The organism is Mesobacillus persicus, from assembly GCF_900109925.1.
In the GTDB taxonomy this organism is placed as follows: Bacteria; Bacillota; Bacilli; order Bacillales; family Cytobacillaceae; genus Mesobacillus_B; species Mesobacillus_B persicus.
Genome location: NZ_FOBW01000001.1, coordinates 489,494 through 505,961 on the forward strand (window position 1 = coordinate 489,494; position 16,468 = coordinate 505,961).

General features: G+C 38.4%; 18 protein-coding genes, 1 tRNA gene and 1 pseudogene. 5 read left to right on the forward strand and 15 right to left on the reverse strand.

The genetic code is table 11. The features are described 5' to 3' along the window. Positions 1-194 precede the first annotated feature (194 nt). Positions 195-692: a CBO0543 family protein gene (locus tag BMX30_RS24045; protein WP_090740799.1), complete on the forward strand. Its 498-nt coding sequence runs from the start codon at positions 195-197 to the stop codon at positions 690-692. Here the strand turns inward: BMX30_RS24045 and BMX30_RS02460 are convergent. The 11 genes and pseudogenes from BMX30_RS02460 to BMX30_RS02505 form a co-directional block, all read right to left on the reverse strand. Next, positions 681-1,784 (reverse strand): metallophosphoesterase, encoded by a 1,104-nt coding sequence (locus BMX30_RS02460; protein ID WP_090740909.1) that lies wholly within the window; start codon positions 1,782-1,784, stop codon positions 681-683. The genes BMX30_RS24045 and BMX30_RS02460 overlap by 12 nt on opposite strands. Before the next feature lie 178 nt (positions 1,785-1,962). Further along, entirely contained in the window at positions 1,963-2,133 is a 171-nt protein-coding gene (locus BMX30_RS23375; protein WP_170843771.1) for a hypothetical protein, read from the reverse strand. 130 nt (positions 2,134-2,263) lie between these two features. Next, the gene (locus BMX30_RS02465) at positions 2,264-2,998 is read right to left on the reverse strand and encodes a CPBP family intramembrane glutamic endopeptidase (protein WP_090740801.1); all 735 of its coding nucleotides are present in this window, start codon (positions 2,996-2,998) and stop codon (positions 2,264-2,266) included. A gap of 135 nt (positions 2,999-3,133) precedes the next feature. Then, a complete protein-coding gene (locus BMX30_RS02470) occupies positions 3,134-3,694 on the reverse strand; it encodes a hypothetical protein (protein ID WP_090740803.1) in 561 nt (186 codons plus the stop codon). Between the two features lie 71 nt (positions 3,695-3,765). Continuing rightward, positions 3,766-3,837 (reverse strand) — tRNA-Gln (locus BMX30_RS02475). A 233-nt stretch (positions 3,838-4,070) separates the two neighbouring features. Continuing rightward, positions 4,071-4,826, reverse strand: a complete 756-nt coding sequence (locus BMX30_RS02480; protein WP_090740804.1) for an SDR family NAD(P)-dependent oxidoreductase — start codon at positions 4,824-4,826, stop codon at positions 4,071-4,073. 512 nt (positions 4,827-5,338) lie between these two features. After that, the gene (locus BMX30_RS02485; RefSeq protein WP_090740806.1) at positions 5,339-5,899 is read right to left on the reverse strand and encodes a DUF4256 domain-containing protein; all 561 of its coding nucleotides are present in this window, start codon (positions 5,897-5,899) and stop codon (positions 5,339-5,341) included. A gap of 92 nt (positions 5,900-5,991) precedes the next feature. Further along, positions 5,992-6,078 (reverse strand): annotated as a pseudogene (locus tag BMX30_RS23845) (maltose acetyltransferase domain-containing protein); the annotation flags it as partial. Positions 6,079-6,251: 173 nt separating this feature from the next. Continuing rightward, positions 6,252-6,446, reverse strand: coding sequence for a hypothetical protein (locus tag BMX30_RS02495; protein ID WP_090740810.1), 195 nt, complete (start codon positions 6,444-6,446; stop codon positions 6,252-6,254). Positions 6,447-6,516: 70 nt separating this feature from the next. After that, a complete protein-coding gene (locus BMX30_RS23850; protein WP_090740812.1) occupies positions 6,517-6,774 on the reverse strand; it encodes a hypothetical protein in 258 nt (85 codons plus the stop codon). A gap of 585 nt (positions 6,775-7,359) precedes the next feature. Further along, a complete protein-coding gene (locus BMX30_RS02505) occupies positions 7,360-7,890 on the reverse strand; it encodes a GNAT family N-acetyltransferase (protein ID WP_090740814.1) in 531 nt (176 codons plus the stop codon). A 220-nt stretch (positions 7,891-8,110) separates the two neighbouring features. Here BMX30_RS02505 and BMX30_RS02510 point away from each other — a divergent pair, with 220 nt between their 5' ends. Beyond that, positions 8,111-9,088, forward strand: a complete 978-nt coding sequence (locus BMX30_RS02510) for a 3'-5' exoribonuclease YhaM family protein (protein ID WP_090740816.1) — start codon at positions 8,111-8,113, stop codon at positions 9,086-9,088. 129 nt (positions 9,089-9,217) lie between these two features. Here BMX30_RS02510 and BMX30_RS02515 read toward each other — a convergent pair whose 3' ends face one another. Further along, positions 9,218-10,291 carry a hypothetical protein gene (locus BMX30_RS02515; protein WP_090740818.1) on the reverse strand — a complete coding sequence of 358 codons (1,074 nt, stop codon included), beginning with the start codon at positions 10,289-10,291 and terminating at the stop codon, positions 9,218-9,220. A 305-nt stretch (positions 10,292-10,596) separates the two neighbouring features. Here BMX30_RS02515 and BMX30_RS02520 point away from each other — a divergent pair, with 305 nt between their 5' ends. After that, the gene (locus BMX30_RS02520; protein ID WP_090740820.1) at positions 10,597-12,393 is read left to right on the forward strand and encodes a cation:proton antiporter; all 1,797 of its coding nucleotides are present in this window, start codon (positions 10,597-10,599) and stop codon (positions 12,391-12,393) included. 128 nt (positions 12,394-12,521) lie between these two features. Here BMX30_RS02520 and BMX30_RS02525 read toward each other — a convergent pair whose 3' ends face one another. Next, positions 12,522-12,722, reverse strand: coding sequence for a hypothetical protein (locus BMX30_RS02525; protein WP_090740822.1), 201 nt, complete (start codon positions 12,720-12,722; stop codon positions 12,522-12,524). Positions 12,723-13,116: 394 nt separating this feature from the next. On the opposite strand from BMX30_RS02525, the gene BMX30_RS02530 reads away from it, so the two are divergent. Continuing rightward, entirely contained in the window at positions 13,117-13,533 is a 417-nt protein-coding gene (locus tag BMX30_RS02530) for a DUF1284 domain-containing protein (RefSeq protein WP_090740824.1), read from the forward strand. A gap of 264 nt (positions 13,534-13,797) precedes the next feature. Here BMX30_RS02530 and BMX30_RS02535 read toward each other — a convergent pair whose 3' ends face one another. Both BMX30_RS02535 and glnA read right to left on the reverse strand, forming a co-directional pair. After that, positions 13,798-14,079 (reverse strand): hypothetical protein, encoded by a 282-nt coding sequence (locus tag BMX30_RS02535; protein ID WP_090740826.1) that lies wholly within the window; start codon positions 14,077-14,079, stop codon positions 13,798-13,800. Positions 14,080-14,338: 259 nt separating this feature from the next. Then, positions 14,339-15,694: a type I glutamate--ammonia ligase gene (gene glnA, locus BMX30_RS02540; protein ID WP_090740828.1), complete on the reverse strand. Its 1,356-nt coding sequence runs from the start codon at positions 15,692-15,694 to the stop codon at positions 14,339-14,341. A 205-nt stretch (positions 15,695-15,899) separates the two neighbouring features. Between glnA and BMX30_RS02545 the strand changes: the two genes are divergently transcribed. Then, positions 15,900-16,292 carry a DUF3021 family protein gene (locus BMX30_RS02545; protein WP_090740830.1) on the forward strand — a complete coding sequence of 131 codons (393 nt, stop codon included), beginning with the start codon at positions 15,900-15,902 and terminating at the stop codon, positions 16,290-16,292. Positions 16,293-16,468: the final 176 nt, after the last annotated feature.

A 16,468-nucleotide genomic window follows, 5' to 3' on the forward strand; every position in this document is an offset into this window, starting at 1 on the left:
ACATCTCCTTCTGAAAAAAAACCGACAGTTTGATTGTTCTCTCACAAAGTAAAGCCCTAAAATCACCGAAAAGGGAAGCCGAACTGACTTACTCTAAACAATCCATTTCTTTTAAATACCTACAAAATCGTATATATCTTCTAGGAAGTTACAAAATAAGCAATACATACCCCAAAATAAGATAGAGGTAACAAATGAGCATTGATAACAACTACTTGAAATGGATTTTCTTAGTTTTCTCAATTTTAATATTTAATATATTGGTTATTAAAACCCGTAAACGGCTTCCGATTACAGTAATCTATTCAACCACTTTTTTTGCCCTGTGCATTCAACAATATTTCGATACATATGCCACTTACTATTTCAAAGCATGGGGCTTTTTCATGAGAGATCATGCAGACTTTGCATCCCTTTTAGTTAAATGGGGGATCTATCCTGCAGCAAGCATCTTAATTATCAACTGGTATCCTTACCAATCAACAAAGTGGAAGAAATTTGGTTATCTAATGGGCTGGGCCGTCTTTTCAACTGTTTTCGAATGGGCATCTCTTAAATTAGGCATCCATTGGCACAACAATTGGAATTTGTTCTATTCCTTCATGGTTTATCCAGTGATTTATTATGTATTTTTAATTCTACACGTGAAATTTTTCAAATGGTTGAGACAAAAGGAAAGTCTATCTCATTAGGTCCAAGGTATCTTTCGGCACCCACCCAAGAGTCCCTTCCTTTTTAATTAACGAATATCCAGTGCAACGATCATCGATGACGGACACATACTCTCCTTTATGTATGCTCAAGAAACTACAAGGCACGTCATCCGAAGCCGTATATTTTCCATTATCTTCTTTATGGATATATTCATTTTTCACGTACAGCATTTGATTTGTGGACGGATGATGACACAAAGTGAAGTCGCAACCTTTTTCTAACGGGATAATTTCGTAATTAGGAAAGACAATTGAACCACTTCTCTTAGGCTCTGCTTTAAAATCTTTCACCACTTTGCAAACTGGGAACGGGTCAACATATGTATAAGAAAACTCATCTTTCCTACTGGTTCGATGAATAATAAACGCATTTAGCTGGCCTGAGGTTTTTACAACATTTCCGCCATCAATTGATATCATCTTTCTCGTCCTATCGATGATCGGATTGTTGGCTGACACCTCAGAAGAATAATTTACTACCGGGTAATGTCCGACAATGACAAACTTCTCTGTCCGATGTGACTTCTCGAAAAAGGCTGGGAGACTGATTGCCACCTCCCTTTTTGTGTCCTGCCAATTTTCGATATCCTCAACTCCGGCATGAACGAAGAGATAATCGTCCGTTTCAATCAGAGTTGGAAGTTCATGCAGCCAATTGATTTCTTTTGCAAAGTTTCTAGTTAAAATTGTTTTAATCTCCTGGATTTTAGTATTCTCATCCACTCGATGTCCGAGGTGTTCCAACCATTCATGAAATATTGAATGTTTCCTCGCTAGAAGATAATCCACCAACTTCGGGTTTTCCGATAATAGCTCGTCTACCAACGCTTCACAATTGCCCTCAATAACATGCACATTCGGATTATTGGCTGAAAGCTGCATAACGTAGTTTACCGTTCCCATGCTGTTCTGCCCTTTTTCACAAAGGTCTCCATTAATGATCAAATAATCATTTTTGTTGAATTTTACTTTCTTCAATAGCTGTTCAAAAAGTTCTAACTCCCCATGGATGTCCGAAACGACTAGTATTCGACCATTCTCAGGGAGGAATAATTGTTTGATTTTTTTCACTGCAGTTGCTCCTTTATCTCTCTCTTTATGTAAAACAATTCGACAAAACCATTGGTAAACCTGCATTTTCCTCGAGTTAAGCATGTACATGGACAATCCTACCTAGACCAACCGCAATACCGTCCAAATAGATAGTAAAAAATTACAAAAAAAGAAGCAGGAGAACCGTCCCCTTGCTTCATGAATGGCGTAGTCTACCAACTCTTTTGTTTACTTCTACTTTTTGGGTTGGTGCCTCGGTGGTGATGTTTTTTCGGTTGATCTTGTAATTGAGTCCACTGAATAAGGTAGATAATACCGTCGTTCCAAGCATGGCCCAGATGATGGGCTGCAGTTCTTTCCGAGTCATTTCTCCACCTCTTTCTTCTATCTAGTAGTAGAGATAGTATATGATGTGCAAATCTTCATTATGATGGAAGTGGCTACTCTTGGTCTATACGCTGAATCGAGCAAACCTGCAAATAGCTTCCATGGTCTAACTAGTTTTCATCTTCTTCTCCATTTCCGATTTTCCCGATATAATCAACTAAAAAGTGAAAAACGATAAGAGGCAGAATTGAATCTAATCCAATATATAATACAGCAAAAAACAAGCCAAAGATGGTCGTTCGAACGACATTGGAGAATCCTTGGTACGTATGAGCGAGTCCGAATAGAATAGAGGAAAGGATGATGATCACCCACACGGATAAAGTCGGAAATAGATGCGATAAAGCAAAAATTAAAAACCCCCGGTAAATGACCTCCTCAGTGATCCCTGCTGTCCATGAAACAAATGTCCACATTTTGTTATCTTCAATTGTCACAGGCATAATATCTGCAAATTTACTTTTCTCTAATTCTTTCTTTTGAATTTTAGCAATCTCGTTCTTCATTTTCACGCTAACTTTGGCGCCAATTAAATAATATATAAGGCTCAAAGTATACACAATTCCTATTCCAAAAGAAACATAAGTCATCCAGGTTCCTAACGTCTGAGTATCGACCTCTACTCCCTTTAGGCCAATATCCTTAAAACTGAGGGGCCCGATCACAATCAAACATAAAATGAGTAGGGTTGGGATCCACAGGCCTACCATCACCTTTTTATAATATTTGACCCTTTCATTTGGATTGCTACGAACCTTTTTTTTGAATTTTTGATAGTCGAAATACCCATAGATAGGTTCATAGATTAAAATAAATGCAAGAATAAGCCAGTACCAATACTCCATGCATATTCCCCTTAAATTCTTATTTGTTGTTTAAAGTATATTGGGTTTCAAACCCATTATACTCTCAAATTTCCAATTATATATCCTGGTACCGGTTGGATTTTACTCATTTTTTTGAGGAAGTAGATAACCGTCCTATCTATTTTTTCGCCGATAGAGCTTTTCACCTTTTTTATATAAAAACATAAAATTCATTGGATAAACCTCTTTTAAAAGTTGCTCGGTTATTTCTTTATGTACGATGTGATGAATTTCTTCATGATCCAATAACTCAAAAGTAACAAGCAGTGAATCCTTCTCAAAAGACTCTAATAAGTTTCCTTCAACCAATTCAGACTTTTCATTGAGCCACCGTTCAAGGGGCTGCCGGTCTGAGTAAATCAGTTCTGTAAGTACATCCTGTACTTCCCTTACAAGCCAAGAATGAGTTGCCTCATAAAAAAAATCTTCTACACTTTCAGACATCTGCAGAATCATCCGAAATTCCCCTGTGGCTTCCTCGGAATGGTCTGAAATGAATTCAGACAACGTTTGGTCATTCCTCATTTTCAAGGGTATTCCTTCTTCTTCTGCGGACAAGCAAAGGTAGGCAACATTTTGTGCGATATGATCCATATAGGAAAAAAAATGATTCTCCGCTTTCTGTATTAAAGTACGAGTGAATTTCGTTTGGATGTCCCATGTCTCATTCGCCATTAGTTTCTCCCTCTTTTAAAGCGAAAAACGCCGAACTAATACGAGCGTTCAACGTTTTTCATTTATCTTAACTGGGCTAGCAGGATTCGAACCTACGAATGACGGAGTCAAAGTCCGTTGCCTTACCACTTGGCTATAGCCCAATGTAGACATAGACTGTGTGGATTGACTTAAAAATATACATGGGGACGGTTCTCTTGCTTCCAAATGCGCTTATTTCAATAAATAACGTCCTGTGAGTAGTTACCACAAGACGTTTTAGTAGGGCAGGATGTAATCTAACATTCATCAGAGTCACCTACTTCATTTCCTAACTTCTCTTCGCACTTTATCGCAGCTTCAGGGGTTTAATTTCATCGGATGTAGGAAAACCAACCTACATCGCACCCATTCCTCCATCCACCCGATACTGGACCCCAGTAATAAACGCGCTTTCATCTGAAGCAAGGAAAAGAACCAAATTTGCAACATCCTCTGATTCCCCATAACGGCGCAATGGGATGGTTTTCGCTAATTTCTCTTTATCCACATTGAGGCCATTTTCTAAATCACGAGCCATACTCGTATCAACAGGTGATGGATGAACCGAATTCACCCGAACATTCGTTTTCGCTACTTCAACAGCAGCCGCTTTCGTCAACCCGACAACCGCATGTTTCGAAGCGATATAAGGGGATAGTCGATGACTTCCGTCTAAACCGGAAACGGATGAGGTATTGATTACACTCCCGGAACCTTGCTCAATCATGACTGGCAATACATACTTCAAACCTAAAAACACGCCCCGTGCATTCACATTCATGACTTGGTCGAAGTCCTCTACACTCAAATCCACTAACCGTCCCATTTTCCCAACAATACCAGCATTATTAAAAAACACATCAATTTTCCCAAACTTCTCAACCGTTTGATTGACATAGTTTTGGACATCGGCATCCTTTGAAACATCTGCCTGAACGGTAAATACTTCACCCAGCGATGCTAGTTCTTTTTTAACCTCTTGAAGGGATTCTGTAAACAAGTCAACTAAGACAACCTTAGCCCCCTCTTTCAAAAACCTTTCAGCGGTTACTTTCCCGATCCCACCTGCACCACCAGTAATGATGGCCACTTTCCCTGATAATCTCCCCATCTAGTACGTCCCCCGATATTAAAATTTTGTTCCTTGTTCTCTATTTATAGATTTCGACTTAATAGGGGAGATTTCCTCTATGGAGCTAAACCATGGATGGTGTGAGTACATCCTTCGTAATTTCGCTAACGTCATTTACATTGGCGTCCTATTTTAAACAAAAAAGAACAGCCGCTTCATTAGCTGTCCTCTCAAAAACCTACTACAAACAACGTTATTAACCCATCCATCAACTAGAACTTTTATTGGTATATACCTTTTTAGCATAATAAAAGGTATAAAACGTGGTCAACACTGATAGGACGAACACTAACAGATATCCAATCAAACTAATTAGATGGTTATCTACTGGTACTCGAAAAAAGTACAAATGTCCAAGTATGTTATAAAAAATCATATAATTACCGATAAAGTTAAAAATCTGTAACCCTTTTAAAATAAATCCACCTCATTCACCATTTTCCCAATGGGTCTTGCTCTCTCTCTTATATTTATTCAGTTGCTCTCTATGTTTATACCCTTAGCGAACCACGGAACCCCCTTACTCCATAATAGGAATCCGCTCCATTATGGTACACAAAGACCGTGTCGTAGCGACGATCACAGAAAAGGGCCCCACCGAGTTTTCTAATAGCAGCAGGTGTTTTCACCCAACTTGAGGTTTTTAAATCGAATTCCCCTAGTTTCTGCAATGCCCGGTATTGTTCTTCTGTTAAAAGTTCAATCCCCATGGCATTCGCCATATCCATTGCGCTATTTTCTGGTTTGTGTTTCTTCCTAGATTCTAGCGCTTCTCGGTCGTAACAAATACTTCTTCGCCCTTTTGGTGTTTCTTTTGAACAGTCATAAAATAGGTATTCGTCGTTCTCATGACCGACAACATCCGGTTCCCCACCGGTTCTCTCCATTTCAAATAGCGACCCTAACTTTTCAGGATTACCTTCTAGTTTGGTTTGAACTTTCTCCCAATCCATCCCCTCATGGCGGTTCCTATTTTTCTCAAAACGAGCTTTCAATGTTTCAAGTAATTCTTCCCGTTGTTCTAGCGTCAACTCAATGGTTCCCTTTTCCATAAAAGATACGTTCCTCCTGACAGCTCTATTTTAACACCTTACATATTTGCGTTTGAAACCAAGACGATCTTTATCGACCACTTTTGCTTGCGTCTTGCTTCTTCACGTTCCTTCAATAAAACAGGGTCAGCAGGATTGTACATTTCTCCAGCCAACATCTTTTCTTTTTCTGTTTTCAATGGATAGCCTTCTTCCTATGTATTACAAAAAATCCTATATCGTCCATTCAACCATAATTACTACCCAACTTCCACTACCATCGGTGATTTTTTGTTGCCCTAGAACCATTCACAACAGTAAACACCATGGCTGCTTGCGAATGAGATAAGGACCAAATCCTTTGAATCAATTCCTATTCATTATGACCCTTCTTCCAGTTGTAAGGGACATTGGTCCAATGGTAAAAGAATAAAATAAGGAACGTCAGCAAACAGATTCCTATACTATCGACCCAACTAACCTCTCTATAGACAACCAATTGCCAAACAATTGATACCGCAAAGTAGATGATAGGAAACTTAATACTTTTCTTGAATAACGTTAACAAAACCAAGACCCCTTTCCCACTGTGGTATTCCAAGAGACCCCGTTCCCTTGATAACCCTACCGTTTTACAATCATTTTTCAGTTAAAGGCATATATTTTGTAAAATAAGCGCCTAAAATCAACAAAGTCACAGAAATAAACCAATTCATTATCCCCATGAAATGAAACCAGTACGCTAAAAGATTGGTTATTCCTATAAGAAAAAAACATATCGGTGTTAACGCACTTTTCATTCCTGTGATGCCAGCCTTTTTTCTTCTTTGAATCACGAGAATGATGGAAAAAACAAGTACGAACACCAATAACACTGATAATAGGATTGGTACCATTTCAACCCTCTCTCCTGTAAAATATCATGTTCTTAGTAAATATACGTTTTTAACGACATTTAGTTTCACCTATTATATTGAAAATTCCCACAATAAGTATATTAATGTATTCAATACAAAAAAAAAGACAAGATATCATAATCCTGCCTCAAGTTTGGAGCTGTTCTTACTTAAAGTTATCCAATAAAAAAGCTTTCGCCTTTCGACTAGGTACTGAACAGCATATAGAAGTAGTGCTTTGAAATACAGATAAACAAAAAACATTGGGTAACTAATGTTCATCTTAATGATTTTAATTGTTTGATATCCTGCTTGCACATGAAAAACAGTGTTGACCAAGGAATGACAATTTGGGCAACATTAAACAGCAAATGCGTTTTGGACATTTTATTTCTTCTCAAACGACTTCACCCAATCCTTTTTTATACAGTTTTCGTATTTAAGATATCCAAGTGATTGATTTTTGTTATTTTTCTTGGATGAACAAATGCTATGAGGATTTCTTTAAATTAAATTACTCTGTTAACCGTCTACGTTGACTTCGGGCAACCAATCAACTTCTAAAAAAACAGTGATAATATATAATTAACAAGATTGGTTAAAGTGAACATCGGATAAATTGCATTCCATTACGTTTGTTTTATTGTTCATTTCTATAGTCTTCTTAAAACCACATTTTTCGTAGCTCTTAATGGCCCTAATATTATGTTTACTTACCTCTAAAACAACTCTTGAGGCACCTTTTCTTCTAAGAAAATTCAACATCATTATAATCATAGTTGTTCCTATCCCCATGCCCCATAATTTAGTTTCTCCAATAAATTGATCTATGCCATAGTATTTTTGGTTTGAAGTAAATCCGTAAATTTTCAATTCAGCTTCCTGAATTTCATAATATTGTATATAGCCTATGGGTTGATTTTTATATTCAACAATACAAGGGGTTACATAATGCTTTCCCTCAGTTCTAGGACCGTATTTTTCCTTTACCATTTCAAGGTTTGAAGGTGGCTCGTCATAAAATTCCAACACCTTTTGGTCATTTAGCCATTTAACCATCACTTCAAAATCATTACGGTTCATACATCTAATTAGCAGGTTGTCCTTCTCAATCATGCTTTAGTTTCACCTTTAATTTTTCGACTTTTTGAATTTCACCATCTGATTTTATCATAGGAAGAATCCATTAAGTTCCATCATCTTGTTTTTATTATTATACACCTGGACATCCCACCTTTAAGCCATCATTGATTCATGCTATAATTAAGGAACGTACGTTCTTTGGACAAATAAACGATTTTCTAACATATAAGTTGTACTAATTGGAGGTTAAACAATGGCGGTTACGTGTTTATTAGAATTAGCACCAGGTAATTCTTTCGAAGGTTTTTGCCTTGTGAAAGAAGTGAAACAGGATAAAACGAAGAAAGGCGATCCGTATTTAAACATTACTGTGGCGAAAAAACACAAAATGGTTGCCTGCAAGCTGTGGAATAACGGGTTTGGAGGTAGAAGTGTTGAGGAGCTATTAACGATTTTCTCAACTGGTTCCGTGGTTCATATGACTGGAGATGCTTCCGAATATAATGGACAAGTTCAAATGACGATTAGCGGGTACCGCTTGGCTGAAAACGGCGAAGTGGATCACGGGGAATTTATTGAAACAGCCCCAGAACCAATTGAAAGCATGGAAGAAGAAATTCGTTCGTATATTGATGAAATCAAAATTCCGATCTTACATCAAATCACCTCAGAATTATTTGAGGATCATAGAAAGTTGTTTATGAACCATGTCGCTGCTGTGAAAATGCACCATAATTTTAAAAGTGGCCTTGCCTATCACACATTATCCTTACTAAGAATCGCAAAGAATATTTGCGACCAATATGGTGAGGCGGTCAATCGCAGCAAAATGTATGCGGCCCTAACGCTTCATGACATGGGAAAAATCATCGAAATGTCAAAGGACTTTACCGCACCGGAATATACGCTGTTTGGCCAATTTTTAGGGCATATTCAGATTGTCAACCAGATGATTGACCGAAAGCTTGTAGCAATTCGCAATGAGCGTACCGTTTCCTTAGAAGAAATCACCGTGGTTTATGAGTTAATGAACATCATATCTAGCCACCATGGTCCGCTTAGCAACGGCTGGGGAAGCACCGCCGAACCCATCACACTCGAAGCGCATCTATGCCATATGATTGACAACATCGATGCCAAAATCAACATGATCTCAAAAGCAACCATGGACATGCAAGAAGGCGAAGTTCATAAAGTATGGGGACTTGGGAAAATTTATAAGCCACAATAGGGACGGTTCTCTTGCTTCCGTCTAGCATAGAGATAACAAGAAAAGGCCAATGTACTGACCTTTTCTTTGTTTCCTTTTTAGCATGTTATGAGTTAATCCTGCTTCTAATAGTTAGCTGCAACCCCAATCCTAGAACCCAGGCACAAAGGATTCCGATATATGAGTCGTAATCGGCCCATAAAGATCCTGTTTGCTTGCAGGATACGTAATCAAAAAGGTATTAAAGGCATTTTCACTGAAAAAGAATTTTTTATAATTTATCAGTTCCCCCTCCTTATAGGACAAAACGTACCAGTTATCCTTAAGGCGATTGTAACTAATCGGTACAGAGATTTGTGCAAGGTCTTCCTCATAATAGGTGTTAACGGTCTCTCCATCACGAAGAATATTCGTATGACCCCCATAGGCCAACAGTTTGAAGTCCTCGTTATGAATGGTCACGCCGTCCCCATTGGTTGGTGGTGGGTCCACTGTATACTCTTGTGGATATTCAAAAGTAAAGCCAAAACGGCTGTTTCCATACGGAGCATAGGATACCTGATCCTGATCTGCTGAGGATGAATCCACACTATTAACGTTCTTAATCCATCCTGTTTCCAGGTTGTGCTGAAAATTCCCGTCTGCATAATCGAAGAAAATCATAAATTCATCATTTTCACCCAATTTAGCGTAGATGAGTTGTTCTGTTTCCTCTTTGTATAAATAGTACATAGAACCATCTTCACTAATATACTTTTCAGCTGGATTTGGATAGTCATCATAAAAGACCCGATTAAAGTAGCCCTGATTCGTACTAATAAACATACGAACGACTTGATTATCTGTTATATAAATTTCTAGATTATCAAAAGACAGAACGTAATCAGCAGGGTTTAACTCGGAGGAATCTTCCTTTTCTTCGTCTGGCTCCCCTAACTTCTCTAAGACTACGTCTTTATCATCTCCTAGAGTAATGCCATGAATATAATATTTTTCATTCCTCAATTGGAAAACTTCAGGTTGAGCATTTTCTTTCTCCTGCTTATTTGCATCACTCTCAGGTTGAGTGTATTCTTCCTCCACCTTATTTTCACCGCTCTCAGTTTGCTTTTCATCAACATCTGATGAAGCTTCGTTTTTATCTTCTTGGTTTTGACAAGCAGACAGAATCAGAAACAAAAGAATCATCAAAAAAATGGAAGCAAATTTCATCAGTCTAGACATAGACAACCCTCCTGTGGTGGATTTTATTAGAAATTGAAACTAATAGCCATCTTACTCTCAAAATCTAGTAAATGCTTCTAGCCTTATTACTATCATTAACCGATTACCCAAACTTCAAACTAAGCCTTTAAGTTTACCCACCCCTTAGTTTGGGAAAAATAAAGCATGGGGACGGTTCTTTTGCTTCCAAATTTGCCGCCCGGTTTTAATAATCCGATTCAAAAATGGGAGCTATTTACATCCATTCTATCATGCTTCAAAAAACACATAAATAGTTACAACTAGTTGATAAGGGGGGAGAATACATGGTGGAAACAGCCTTGTTCAGCATCGTAACCGTTATTGCACTCGGGATCTTTTCACAGTGGTTCGCGTGGCGGATTCAGTGGCCCTCCATCGTCATCATGTCCATTGCCGGCCTGTTGATTGGTCCTGTTTTCGGACTTATAAATCCACAAGACATACTCGGAGAGCTATATAGCCCTGTTATCTCCCTTGCTGTTGCCCTTGTGTTATTTGAAGGTAGTACGAGCTTAGACTTGCGAGAAGTGAAGGGGATTTCCAAGTCTGTGTTTAGAATCGTGACCTTAGGTACCTTCCTTGCTTGGATGGGCGGTTCATTGGCCGCCCATTTTATCGCTGGTCTACGTATCGAAATTGCTTTTATTATCGGCGGGCTCCTTGTGGTGACTGGCCCTACTGTCATTATCCCACTTCTCAGGCAGGCGAAATTAGAACCAAGAACGACAGCCGTCTTAAAATGGGAAGGAATTATTGTTGATCCGATTGGTCCTCTTCTTGCGCTCTTCGCCTATGAGATTTTCAAAATCACCGCCAACTCTTCCTTTCATGTGATGGATTTGTTCGATTTTCTAATCTTAGCGCTCCTTGCTACGCTCGTTGGTTATGTGATGGGTTTGCTTGTAAGCTATCTTGCCAGCAGAGGACTGTTTCCGGAATATTTAAAATCACCAATAATTCTTTCGTTCGTTCTCCTCTGCTTCACAATCGGTGAAGTGATTATGCATGAAACTGGCATGCTTGCGGTAACCGTCATGGGACTTACCTTAGGGCATGCTAGGAAACACGTTTTATCGATTGGCAGCATTGGCCATTTTGTAGAGGATATTTCCGTGATTCTTACATCGACTGTGTTTATTTTACTAACAGCCTCGCTCACAAGAGAAACGATCATGGAGATTTTCACTTGGCCGATCATTAGTTTTGTAGTAGCGATGCTGTTCGTCGTCCGACCATTGTCGATTTGGATTTCTACGATTAAAACTGAACTTACCATACAAGAAAGAACGCTGATTGGTTGGATTGCGCCAAGAGGAATTGTTGCGCTAACGGTTTCGGGCTATTTCGCTGAATCGCTCTTAAAGGAGGGATATAGTGATGCTTCGATTTTGACCACTTTAACATTTGCCCTTGTTTTTATTACCGTGTGTGTGCACGGGTTTACGGTCGGACCGATTTCTAAGCGGCTAAACCTATCAGGTACCGAATCACCTGGCGTTTTAATGGTTGGCGCAAGCAGTTTTGCGATTGCGTTTGCTAATCAACTTAAAAATTTAGGGACACCGGTGCTCCTGACGGATACCTCTAGTGATAGTCTGTACCTAGCAAAAAAATTGGGAATCAAAACCTATCACGGGGAAATTCTTGCTGAACATAGTGAGTATGAAGTCGACTTAACACCCTATGAAACCATTTTGGCGATGAAAGGCGATGCTGCCTACAACGCACTTGTCTGCCAATCCTATATTCCCGAATTTGGCTATCACAACACCTTTTCGCTGCCAGTGGGAACAGATCTTGCCGACAGGGAGGAACTTCCTCCCTCAATCAAAGCAAATCTCCTCTTCGGGAAAGAGGAAACGTTTAAAGACCTCAATAGGAAAGTGAATATCGGATATCAATTTGAAATCATTGAAATTCACGAAAAGAAAACCGTAAGCAAGAACGAATTACCTGGTGAAGGGACTCCTTTATGTATTCGTAAAAAGAATGGGACGGTGGTCTTTGTCACCTTTACTGGGAAACTGACCCTAGATGAGGGAGACAAGCTGGTGGTTTTAAAAGAATCTAACTATGGCTAGGGATAATAAAAGGTTCGTCTTGAAAATAAGACGAGCCTTCATTAACTGAGGAAACTTTCACAATCCATTTATACTTTCCACTTTGATTCTTGTGAACATTAGACTACTTCACTGTTCTAGTTTGTAAGTTACAATTTATTACTACTAGTCTTTTTCTGAGCCTTCCAAGTGTTTATCATACTCGGTACTCCTGCGATCATACTCACCATAAAACTCCACATGACATAACGCCAATCTCCTGTGAAAATCGATACACCAATGAAAAACACTAACTGGCCTACAAGTGCAAACCACGAAGCTATCCAGGCAAACCTCAAATTTTCTTTCATTTGCATCACTCCTTACCTAAAATAACAAAAGATGATTTCTAAACAATCCAGTTGGTATATCTATTCAGAAAATTCCAGCATCATAATTCTATTATAAGTAGCACCCGTTGAGATCAGACTCCTTTAACGGCGATTTTGAAAACCATGGTAGTAGAATTACGTTACCTTACTTGGGTTTATACTTTACTAACTTCTCCTGAGGAGACCTTTTTACAAATGTAAAAAACGATCTAAAAGCCTGTTTGCCAAGCGGATTAATAAAACTCATACTATTTAAAAAAGAAAAAAAACCAACTCAACAGGTGGAATATGGTAAAATAACCATGTAAGTTAACCATATGATTATTTAGTTAACATATAAACACAATCACTTGTCCTACTGAGGGGGAACAGTATGTATAAATTACGTGGGCACCATCTATTTTGCCTTCTCGGCTATCGTGGAATGGGATATTCCGAAGAATATGTTGAAAATATGACACGTTTGCATCAAACCTTGAGACAAAACCCTAAAACATTAATTCAACTTGTGAATGGGCCTGATCAGTTGTGTGAAAAATACCCAAACACGGGTGAATACCACTGCCAAGACAACAATATTTATGAAAGAGATGCAGTTATTTTAGAAAAAATAGGACTCAAAATTGGACAAATTCTCCATTGGGAAGACATTGAATTTCACATTCGTAAAAATGTTGTACCCACCGATATCCAAACAGTCTGCGAAACTTGTTCTTGGCGTTCTTATGGAGTTTGCGAAGAAGGTGTTCAGGACATTCTTGATTGGAAAGGGTTAAGGGCAGTGAAATAAGTTAAACCTTTATGGAAACCGCCCTTTTACCAGCTATCCTTTTGACTTTTTATGGTAGTATAAAGATAAAGGTTATCTAACAGGAGGAATGAATCTGATGCAAGCTATTTTTGCATTGATTGGTGACTTATTTGCTGCAATAGCGACTGCGCGTATGGGCAAGAAGGACAAAACCAAATAGAAGGTTGATTTAGCCATAAAAATAGAACGTCTCAATCACTGGACGTTCTATTTTTATTTTATGAAGCCTTTAAACGAATTACGCTATAAGTCGATTGTTGCTACGTTGGAGAGTCTTTTTCTTATAACAAAATATGCTAATAAACCTATACCGATGTATATGATCAACATACCAACACCCATCACTGCTGAATAGTCAAATCCAACCGTTAGAGTATATATATTTAGCAATATATAAATCGCTAAAAATACAAAACCTTTTTTTCTGCTTTTTACAAAAATAGAAATGAAAATACCCATTGCTAAACTGACGCTTACCAAATGTCCTAGAAACATTAGGGTATACATTAAAAGGTCAATTCCCAACAAACCCCTCCTCTTCCATTTACAATCATATGCCCTAATACAATTACTTGTCTCACCCTGGAAAAATGCACATTTTATATAGATAACCCAAGTCTATCATAGGTTTCCGTACCGGCTGCAACCATTTAGCATGTTGCGGGTATGAATAGATAAAATGTAGGAACGGCCTTGTATCGAAACTTCTTCTCTTCAGGAAGCACCTAATAAAAAAAACCCAGAAAGTCACTTTCGCTGTGACTTTCTGAAGTCTTTTTCTCTACTAGAATTTAGACTGATAGTTTTCGATTTCCCATGCGTGAACAGCTGTGCGGTAGCTGTCCCATTCTGCTCTTTTCATCGAAACATATTCGTTATAGACGTGATTACCTAATGCATTGTAAGTAAATTCGTTTGATTCCATTTCAGTGACTGCTTCTTTTAAACTACCAGGTAGATTGTCAATTCCTAAACCCGCTCTTCTCTCTTCGGTCATATGAAAGATATCTTCATTGATAGGGGCTGGTGCTTCTAGTCCTTTTTCAATTCCATCCAACCCAGCGGCAGCAATCACCGCGAAAGTTAAGTAAGGGTTTGAAGATGGATCTGGACAACGTAATTCTACACGGGTTGCTAGGCCTTTTTTAGCCGGAATCCGAATTAAAGCAGAACGGTTCGAAGCAGACCAAGCAAGATAACATGGTGCTTCATATCCAGGAACTAATCGCTTATAAGAGTTGACAAGTGGATTTGTTACTGCCGCAAAGCTCTTCACGTTTTCAAGTACCCCTGCAATAAAGTGATAAGCTATTTCAGATAGCTCTAACTCATCAGATGGATCAAAGAAGGCATTTTCACTTCCTTCAAAGAAGGACATATTGACGTGCATTCCAGAACCGTTGATTCCGAAAACCGGCTTTGGCATAAACGTCGCATGCAAGCCAAACTTCTGTGCAACCGTCTTTACAACCCACTTATACGTAGTCGACAAATCCGCTGCCGTTAGGGCGTCTGCATATTTAAAATTGATTTCATGCTGCCCTTCTGCTACTTCATGATGAGACGCTTCGATGGTAAAACCCATTGCCTTTAGGGCACGGTAGATTTCTAAGCGGACACGTTCCCCAAGGTCATGAGGAGATGGTTCAAAATAACCAGCTTTATCGCCAAGTTCTTGAGTGGCATATCCTTTTTCATCATTTTTAAATAAGAAGAACTCTAACTCAGGTCCTACTGAAATCGTGTAGCCTTGATCCGCTGCCCTCTTCATAGTCTTCTTCAGGACATTTCTTGTATCTCCCTCAAATAGAGTGCCATCTGGATTTTTTACAGAACATAAGAATCGCGCTTCTGAATAGCCTTCTTCTACTGACCAAGGTAATACCGCGAATGTAGTTAAGTCAGGTTGTAAGTATAGGTCGGATTTATTGATTGGGGAAAAACCTTTGATTGAAGAGCCGTCAAACATCATCTTCCCTTCAACAACATCTTCTAATTGTTCAACAGTTACTGTCACATGCTTTAGGATTCCTTCAATATCTACAAATTGTAAGTGTAGGAGTTCTACACTTTTCCTTTTAATTGTCTCTTTTATTTCATCTAGAATAGAAGTTTCATTTAATACTAACGTTTCAGTCATGTAACATTACCCCTCACTATTATGTTATGTTTCCTTACATTTATTTTGATTAAATTGATTATATTTCAAAAGACTAAGTTTGACAACTATTTTTTAGAATATTTATGTTCCTTTATTTCGTTGAAGTAAGAACCTGACAAACCTTATGAATAATGGTAAACTATTACAAATAAAATAGATTAAGTAATTAAGGACGGATAATATAATGCATTTATTTTTCAAGGGATTAATTAGAGGTTTTATTCCATTGTTTTTCTTTCTAATGATTTCACTGTGGAATAAGGTCCAAGGGTTGACAGAGACTTCAAACCTTTTCTTTTTTTATGGTCTAATAGCTTTTTTCCTAGGAGTGGCCAGTGTAATCTATCAAGTTAGCAAATGGAGTTTTAAAAAGCAAATTTTTATCCATTATATAGTCATGCTAATTACAGTTTTTCCAACATTGCTTCTGAGTGGTTTTTATCCAGTCACTTCTGTTGGAGATGTATTAAAGGTTTATTTACAATTCAATCAGGTCGGGCTCATCTTATTTCTGTTGACCTATTTCTTATCTAAATCACGTAGAAAGTATACCAACGGGAACACTAGAATCATTTGATAATGGAACTAAGGGATTTAGCCGAGTAACGATAACAACCACTTCCAATCTGTCGAGGTGGTTGTTATTCTAGCTCACGCAAAAAAAAGAACAGCTGTCAAATCAGCTGTTCTTTCATTTTGCCTGGCAACGTCCTACTCTCACAGGGGGAAACCCCCAACTACCATCGGCGCTGA

What these genes read in the sequence shown, in the direction of transcription:
- BMX30_RS02505 (WP_090740814.1), bottom strand. Translation starts at nt 7,890, where the DNA reads ATGATTGAGAAGGACAACCTGCTAATTAGATGTATGAACCGTAATGAT.
- glnA (WP_090740828.1), bottom strand. Translation starts at nt 15,694, where the DNA reads ATGACTGAAACGTTAGTATTAAATGAAACTTCTATTCTAGATGAAATA.
- BMX30_RS02545 (WP_090740830.1), top strand. Translation starts at nt 15,900, where the DNA reads ATGCATTTATTTTTCAAGGGATTAATTAGAGGTTTTATTCCATTGTTT.
- BMX30_RS02480 (WP_090740804.1), bottom strand. Translation starts at nt 4,826, where the DNA reads ATGGGGAGATTATCAGGGAAAGTGGCCATCATTACTGGTGGTGCAGGT.
- BMX30_RS02470 (WP_090740803.1), bottom strand. Translation starts at nt 3,694, where the DNA reads ATGGCGAATGAGACATGGGACATCCAAACGAAATTCACTCGTACTTTA.
- BMX30_RS02525 (WP_090740822.1), bottom strand. Translation starts at nt 12,722, where the DNA reads ATGAAAGAAAATTTGAGGTTTGCCTGGATAGCTTCGTGGTTTGCACTT.
- BMX30_RS02520 (WP_090740820.1), top strand. Translation starts at nt 10,597, where the DNA reads ATGGTGGAAACAGCCTTGTTCAGCATCGTAACCGTTATTGCACTCGGG.
- BMX30_RS02485 (WP_090740806.1), bottom strand. Translation starts at nt 5,899, where the DNA reads ATGGAAAAGGGAACCATTGAGTTGACGCTAGAACAACGGGAAGAATTA.
- BMX30_RS23850 (WP_090740812.1), bottom strand. Translation starts at nt 6,774, where the DNA reads ATGGTACCAATCCTATTATCAGTGTTATTGGTGTTCGTACTTGTTTTT.
- BMX30_RS02510 (WP_090740816.1), top strand. Translation starts at nt 8,111, where the DNA reads ATGGCGGTTACGTGTTTATTAGAATTAGCACCAGGTAATTCTTTCGAA.
- BMX30_RS02530 (WP_090740824.1), top strand. Translation starts at nt 13,117, where the DNA reads ATGTATAAATTACGTGGGCACCATCTATTTTGCCTTCTCGGCTATCGT.
- BMX30_RS02515 (WP_090740818.1), bottom strand. Translation starts at nt 10,291, where the DNA reads ATGTCTAGACTGATGAAATTTGCTTCCATTTTTTTGATGATTCTTTTG.
- BMX30_RS24045 (WP_090740799.1), top strand. Translation starts at nt 195, where the DNA reads ATGAGCATTGATAACAACTACTTGAAATGGATTTTCTTAGTTTTCTCA.
- BMX30_RS02465 (WP_090740801.1), bottom strand. Translation starts at nt 2,998, where the DNA reads ATGGAGTATTGGTACTGGCTTATTCTTGCATTTATTTTAATCTATGAA.
- BMX30_RS23375 (WP_170843771.1), bottom strand. Translation starts at nt 2,133, where the DNA reads ATGACTCGGAAAGAACTGCAGCCCATCATCTGGGCCATGCTTGGAACG.